Source organism: Stenotrophomonas geniculata ATCC 19374 = JCM 13324 (genome assembly GCF_001431625.1).
Classification (GTDB): domain Bacteria; phylum Pseudomonadota; class Gammaproteobacteria; order Xanthomonadales; family Xanthomonadaceae; genus Stenotrophomonas; species Stenotrophomonas geniculata.
Genome location: NZ_LLXT01000130.1, coordinates 22326 through 28931, shown reverse-complemented (window position 1 = coordinate 28931; position 6606 = coordinate 22326). Strand labels below are relative to the sequence as shown.

General features: G+C 68.9%; 5 protein-coding genes. 3 read left to right on the top strand and 2 right to left on the bottom strand.

All coding sequences use genetic code 11. The features are described 5' to 3' along the window. Nucleotides 1-360 precede the first annotated feature (360 nt). Entirely contained in the window at nt 361-1692 is a 1332-nt protein-coding gene (gene xseA / locus ARC63_RS16835; protein ID WP_057503873.1) for an exodeoxyribonuclease VII large subunit, read from the bottom strand. Between the two features lie 44 nt (nt 1693-1736). Then, nucleotides 1737-2807 carry a tRNA epoxyqueuosine(34) reductase QueG gene (queG, locus tag ARC63_RS16830; RefSeq protein WP_057503872.1) on the bottom strand — a complete coding sequence of 357 codons (1071 nt, stop codon included), beginning with the start codon at nt 2805-2807 and terminating at the stop codon, nt 1737-1739. A 23-nt stretch (nt 2808-2830) separates the two neighbouring features. Here queG and ARC63_RS16825 point away from each other — a divergent pair, with 23 nt between their 5' ends. The 3 genes from ARC63_RS16825 (at nt 2831) to ARC63_RS16815 (ending at nt 6451) form a co-directional block, all read left to right on the top strand. Next, nucleotides 2831-4315: a bifunctional ADP-dependent NAD(P)H-hydrate dehydratase/NAD(P)H-hydrate epimerase gene (locus ARC63_RS16825; protein WP_057503871.1), complete on the top strand. Its 1485-nt coding sequence runs from the start codon at nt 2831-2833 to the stop codon at nt 4313-4315. After that, entirely contained in the window at nt 4312-4794 is a 483-nt protein-coding gene (gene tsaE, locus ARC63_RS16820; RefSeq protein WP_057503870.1) for a tRNA (adenosine(37)-N6)-threonylcarbamoyltransferase complex ATPase subunit type 1 TsaE, read from the top strand. The genes ARC63_RS16825 and tsaE overlap by 4 nt, the downstream gene beginning before the upstream one ends. Nucleotides 4795-4876: 82 nt before the next feature. After that, on the top strand, nt 4877-6451 hold the full coding sequence (locus tag ARC63_RS16815) for an N-acetylmuramoyl-L-alanine amidase (RefSeq protein ID WP_057503869.1): 1575 nt from the start codon (nt 4877-4879) through the stop codon (nt 6449-6451). Nucleotides 6452-6606 lie beyond the last annotated feature (155 nt).

The window sequence follows — 6606 nt, the reverse complement described above, 5'->3', positions numbered from 1 at the left end:
CCCACCCCGCCTTCGACAGATGTCCGCGATCTGCCGGAATGGCGCTTGGGGTCAGATCCGTTTTCCGCAGGAAAACGGATCTGACCCCGAATTGATTCGATATCTGAAAGAGATTCATCCACGCATGGCGTGGATCTACCGACCGTCATCGGGACACTGTCGAGGGTGGGGCGGTGTGGCTGTGCAGGACCGTTGGCGCCATGGATGGCGCCATCGAGTCCCCAGGGATGGGTTTACGGCGTGTCCTGCACAGCCACACCACCCCGCCAAGCTATCAGCAATCCAGAGCCGCTTTCGTTGTTGCTTCGGCTGTTGCATTTGCCTCTGCAGGTGCAGGGCGCAGCCCTGCCGAACAACCCTCTACTTGACCTGCACGTCGATCACGCCGTCGCCGACGCGCGCCTGCAGCGCATCGCCAGGCTGCACCTGATCGACCTTCCGCACCAGAGTGCCGTCGTCGCTGCGGGTGAGGATGCTGTAGCCGCGGGCCACGGTCGCCAGCGGGCTGACCGCTTCCAGCGAACGCGCCAGCCCGCGCAGGTGCAGTGCATCGCGTTCCAGCAGGCGCTGCATTGCAGCCTGCGGACGCCCACGCAGGGCGGCGAGGCGGCGCTGCATCGCGTCGAGCTGGCGCTGCGGATGGTGCCCGCGCAACACCGCCGCTGCATGGCGCAGGCGTGCGGCACGGCGTTCCTGCTGCTGATTGAACGCGGCATGCAGGCGCCGGCCCAGGTCCAGCTGGCGGCGACGCAGCAGATCCAGCCTGGCCTGCGGGCTCTGCGCGTTGAGGCGCAGCAGCGCACGGTCGGCACGCTGCATCGCCTGCTGCATCGTGTGCCGCTGCAGCTGCACCATGCGTGCCGCCGTGCGGCGCAGGCGCAGCGCCAGTTCGCGCTGGTCCGGCACCAGCAGTTCGGCGGCCACCGACGGTGTCGGCGCGCGCAGGTCGGCGGCGAAGTCGCTCAAGCTGAAGTCGGTTTCGTGGCCCACCGCCGACACCACCGGGGTGCGGCTGGCGGCGATCGCACGGGCCAGTGCTTCATCGTTGAAGGCCCACAGGTCTTCCAGTGAACCGCCGCCGCGGGTCAGCAGGATCACGTCGTAGCGACCACTGGCATCGGCGGCCTGCAGCAGGCGGGTGATCTGTGCAGCGGCGCTGCTGCCCTGCACCAGGGTCGGCAGCAAGTCCACTTCCAGCAGCGGGAAGCGGCGGGCCAGCACGCTCAGCACGTCGCGCACGGCGGCGCCGGTGGGCGAGGTGATCACTGCCAGGCGCTGCACGTGCGCGGGCAGCGGCCGCTTGCGCGCCGGGTCGAACAGGCCCTCGGCCTCCAGGCGTGCCTTCAGCTCTTCGAAGGCGCGGCGCAATGCGCCTTCGCCGGCTTCCTCCATGTGGTCCAGCACCATCTGGTACTCGCCACGAGCGTCATACAGGGTCACCTTGCCACGCACCAGCACGCGCATGCCTTCGCGCGGCACGAACTTCAGGTACTGCGCCTTCATCCGGAACATCGCCGCGCGCAGCTGCGCGCGTGCGTCCTTCAGGGTGAAATACAGGTGCCCGGAGGAAGGACGGGCCACGCTGCCCAGCTCGGCCTCGACCCAGATCGCCGGGAAGCTGCCTTCCAGCAGATCGCGGGCCAGGGTGTTGAGCTGGCTGGGGGTGAGGATGTCGTTGTTGCGTGGCTGCATGGGAACGGCGTGCTGCGGGTGGAGCGGGTGCTCAGGATCGCACGTCAGCGCGCCGTGTGCTGGCCCAGTCCCCACTGCACGTGTTCACGCACCAGCGGCGAGGGATCGTCGATGCGGGTCTGCAGTGCAGCGAGCGCTTCGACCGAAGAGGGGGCATTGCCCAGCGCCACGGCGATGTTGCGCAGCCAGCGCTCGTGGCCGCTGCGCCGGATCGGGCTGCCTTCGGTGCGGCGCAGGAACTCGGCTTCATCCCAGGCGAACAGCTGGTCAAGCCGCGCGGTATCGAGGTTGTTGCGTGCGCGGAAGTCGGCTTCGTCGGTGCGCTTGGCGAACTTGTTCCAGGGGCACACCAGCTGGCAGTCGTCACAGCCGTAGATGCGGTTGCCGATCAACGGCCGCATGTCTTCGGGGATGGCACCGTCGTGCTCGATGGTCAGGTAGGAGATACAGCGCCGCGCATCCAGGCGCTGCGGGCCGGTGATGGCCTGGGTCGGGCAGACATCGATGCAGCGCGTGCAGGTACCGCAATGTGCAGTGGCCGGAGCATCGATCGGCAGCGGGATATCGATGTAGATCTCGCCGATGAAGAACCATGAGCCGCCATGGCGGTCGATCAGGCAGGTGTGCTTGCCGATCCAGCCGAGACCGGCATTGCGCGCCAGTGCGCGTTCCAGTACGGGGGCCGAATCGACGAACACGCGGTAGCCCAGCGGTGCCACTTCATCGTTGATCTGCGTGGCCAGCTTCTGCAGGCGGTTGCGCATCAGCTTGTGGTAGTCGCGGCCCAGCGCGTAGCGGGCCACGTAGGCACGTCCCGGGTCGGCCAGGGTCGCCCAGGCTTCGGTGTCGTCCTTGTGGCTGTAGTCCATGCCTACCGAGATCACCCGTACGGTGCCGGGCAGCAGCTCCGCCGGGCGCGCGCGCAGGGTGCCGTGGCGCGCCATCCAGTCCATCGTGCCGTACAGGCCCTGGCCCAGCCAGTCGGCCAGGTGCGCTTCATCCTGGCCCAGCTCGATGCCGGCGATGCCGCAGCGCTGGAAGCCATGCGCACGGGCCAGTTCGCGGATGCGCTGCACGGCCTGGGCCGGATCGACAGGGGTGGGGGCAGGGGACATGTGCACCAGTATAAAATCCCTGCATGGCCAACCTCGCCGATCTGTTCGATTCTGCTGCCGCGCGTGCGCTTGATGCGCAGGCCTCGGCACTGGCTGCCGAGGGCGGCTGGGGCCTGATGGCGCAGGCCGGCCAGGCTGCCTGGCAGTGCCTGCTGCAGCACTGGCCGCAGGCGCGGCGGATCGGCGTGGTGGTCGGAGCGGGCAACAACGGTGGCGATGGCCATGTGCTGGCCCGCCACGCGCTGCAGGCCGGGCGTGAGGTGATGGTGATCGCCTTGCCGGGGAAGTCACCGTCAACCGTGCTGGCACAGCGTGCGGCTTCGGAATTCAAGTCCGGCGGCGGCACCATCACCGATTTCGACGGCGCGCTGCCCGAGGCTGATATCTGGGTCGATTCCCTGTTCGGTCTGGGCTTCGATCGCGCGCCGGAAGGCGTGGCGCAGGCGCTGATTGTCGCGCTCAACGCGCAGGCGGTACCGGTATTGGCGCTGGACGTCCCCAGTGGCGTCGATGCCGATCGCGGTGCCGTACCGGGCGTGGCCGTGAAGGCCGCTTTGACCCTGCAGTTCATCGTGCCGCATCGCGGGCTGTATACCGGCGACGCGCTGGATCATTGCGGCCAGAAGGCGCTGGCGCCGCTGCAGCTGCCCGCGGCCGCACGGCAGGGCGTGTCACCCGCCGCGGAGCACTGGACCCAGGCCCGCTTGCCGGCACTGCTGCCGCCGCGCCGCGCCAACACCCACAAGGGCGAATCCGGGCACGTGCTGTGCGTCGGCGGCAACCATGGCAGCGGCGGCGCCATCGCCATGGCGGCCGAGGCCGCTTTGCGTGCGGGCGCGGGATTGCTGAGCCTGGGTACCCGCCGCGATCACGTCGGTCCGTTGCTGGCGCGCCTGCCGGAGGCGATGACCCACGCGCTGGAAGACGGCGATGTGCTGCCGGCGCTGCTGGACAAGGCCAGGGTGGTCGCGATTGGCCCCGGTCTGGGCCAGGACGAATGGGCGCGTGCACTGTTTGCGCGGGTGCTGGCCAGCGCCAAGCCGCTGGTGGTCGACGCCGATGCGCTGAACCTGCTGGCGCAGGATCCGCGCGCGCTACCGGACGCCATCCTTACGCCACATCCGGGCGAGGCCGCGCGCCTGCTCGGCTGCAGTACCGCTGACATCCAGGCTGATCGCTACCGCTGTGCGCAGGCGTTGGCCGAACGCTTCCACGCCGTGGTGGTGCTGAAGGGCGCAGGCAGCATCGTGACGGCCCCCGGGCAGGCGCCACGGCTGATCGGTGCAGGCAATCCCGGCATGGCCGTGGGAGGCATGGGCGATCTGCTCACCGGCATCATTGCCAGCCTGCGCGCGCAGGGGCTGGCCGCCTTCGACGCTGCCGCCGCTGGTGCACTGCTGCATGCGCTCGCGGGCGACGCCGCGGCCGCCGATGGCGTGCGCGGCCTGCTTCCTACTGATCTGCTGTCGCCGTTGCGGCGACTGGCCAACCCGGAACTCTCTCGATGATCGATTTCTTCCTTGCCGACAGCGATGCCACTGAACTGCTCGGGCAATGGCTGGCGGCCACCCGGCCGCCGCAGGCGCTGGTCGAACTGCGCGGCGACCTGGGCGCCGGCAAATCCACCACCGCCCGCGCACTGCTGCGCGCGCTGGGCGTGCAGGGCGCGATCCGCAGCCCCACCTACACCCTGGTCGAGCGCTATCCGCTGGCCAGTGGCGGTGAGGCGTGGCACTTGGACCTGTACCGCATCGGCCAGGCCGGTGAGCTGGATTTCCTCGGCCTGGACGAGGGCAGCGCGGTGCTGTGGCTGGTGGAATGGCCGGAACGCGGCGCCGGCGCGCTACCGCCGACCGACCTGGTGGTGGCGCTGGAGATCGAGGGGCAGGGGCGTCGCGCGCGTCTCACTGGAGTAAGCGACGTCGGACATGAATGGTTGAAGCGGCTTCCCAAGGGGGGCGACTTGCAGGCCATTTCTGTCGGCTGACGAGAACAAAGACCGGCAGGTTACGGATTATTAAGGAAAAAGGTGTTGCATTCCGTTCAGCGCGGTGATTGAATCCTGAGCCATGCGCCCGGGGAACCGTCTCATCGCTATCTGTGCCGCCGTCGGACTGGGTCTGGCGAGCGTCAGTGCGTGGGCCGGTGAAGTCCGCCAGGTCCTGCTGAATACCGGCGCTACCGGCACCCGTGCCGAAATCTCGCTGGTCGGCAGTGGCGGCTACAAGACGCTTTCTCTGGCCGGTCCGAACCGCCTGGTGGTCGATTTCCCCGACTCCAGCGCCATACGCAACCTGAAAATGCCGGCTGCGCAGGGCGTGGTTACGGCGGTGCGTACCGGACAGCCGGTGCCGGGCACCTTCCGTGTCGTTTTCGACCTTGCTGAATCGGTGGCGCCGTTCCGCCCACAGATGCAGCGCGAGGGCAATGAATCCAAGCTGGTGATCGAATGGCCGGGCGATGGCCCGGCCGTGGCCGCCAGCCGTCCTGCAGTGACGCCGGCGGTGCAGCCACAGGCACCGGTCAACACGCCTGCACCGACGCCGACGCCGACGCCGGCGGAGAGCGCGCAGTCGCGTTCCGATGCTGCGCGTGCCACCGCGCTGCTGACTGCCCAGGTTCGCCAGCAGGCCAGTGCCACTGCCGCCGCGCCGGCCACGCCCACCCCGGCGCCGTCCACTGCACCGGCCCAGGTCGCGGCGGCCGGTACCGTGGCCAGCAGCTCGCCTTCTTCGTCGCCGGCCGCGATCCTGGCTGGACAGCGCACCGCAGCGGTGGTGACCACGCCGCCGGCTACGGTGCCCGCACCGGCACCGACGACGGTGGAACCGCCGCGTCCGGCCATGCCCAGCGATGCGTCGCGCATCCGCATGCAGGCTGGCATGCGTCATCTGGTGGTGGCCATCGATCCGGGTCACGGCGGCCAGGATCCGGGCGCGATCGGCCCGACCGGCAAGCGCGAAAAGGATGTGACCCTGGCGGTGGCGCGTGAACTGGCCCGCCAAGTCAATGCGACGCCGGGCCTGAAGGCTTACCTCACCCGCGACAGCGACGTGTTCATCCCGCTGCCGATGCGCGCACAGAAGGCGCGTGCGAACAAGGCCGACATCTTCATTTCGATCCATGCCGACGCGGCCGAAAACCGTTCGGCCACCGGTTCGTCGGTGTACGTGCTGTCGACCAAGGGCGCCTCTTCGCAGCGCGCCCGCTGGCTGGCGGACAAGGAAAACGCGGCCGACCTGGTCGGTGGCGTGCGCCTGCAGCAGACCGAAGGCACGCTTGCCAACGTGCTGCTGGATCTGGCCCAGAGCGGCTACATGAAGGCGTCCGAGGACGCGGCCGGCCACGTGCTGGGCGGCCTGAAGCGGATCGGCAACAACCACAAGCCGAACATCGAGCGCGCCAACTTCGCGGTGCTGCGCACCTCGGACATGCCGGCGATGCTGGTGGAAACCGCGTTTATCTCCAACCCGGATGAAGAGCGCCGCCTGATCGACCCGGCCTACCAGCGCAAGATCGCCGGTGCCGTGCTGGACGGTGTGCACACCTTCTTCAGCCGCCAGCCGCCACCGGGCACGTTGTATGCCGCCCGCGCCCAGGCCGAGATCGACGCAGCCGGCACCATGGCCGGCGGCAGCAAGTAACCCGCCGAAGGCGGTTTACTGCTTTCTGTAGAGTCGAGCCGCGCCCCATGACCGATGGGCGCCCTTCTGATGAACGCAACGCCATGCGCGCGGACCCTGCCGCTGGGCACGCGGGATGATTCATGCTCGACTGGGCCTTGCTGGTAGCCCGTCAG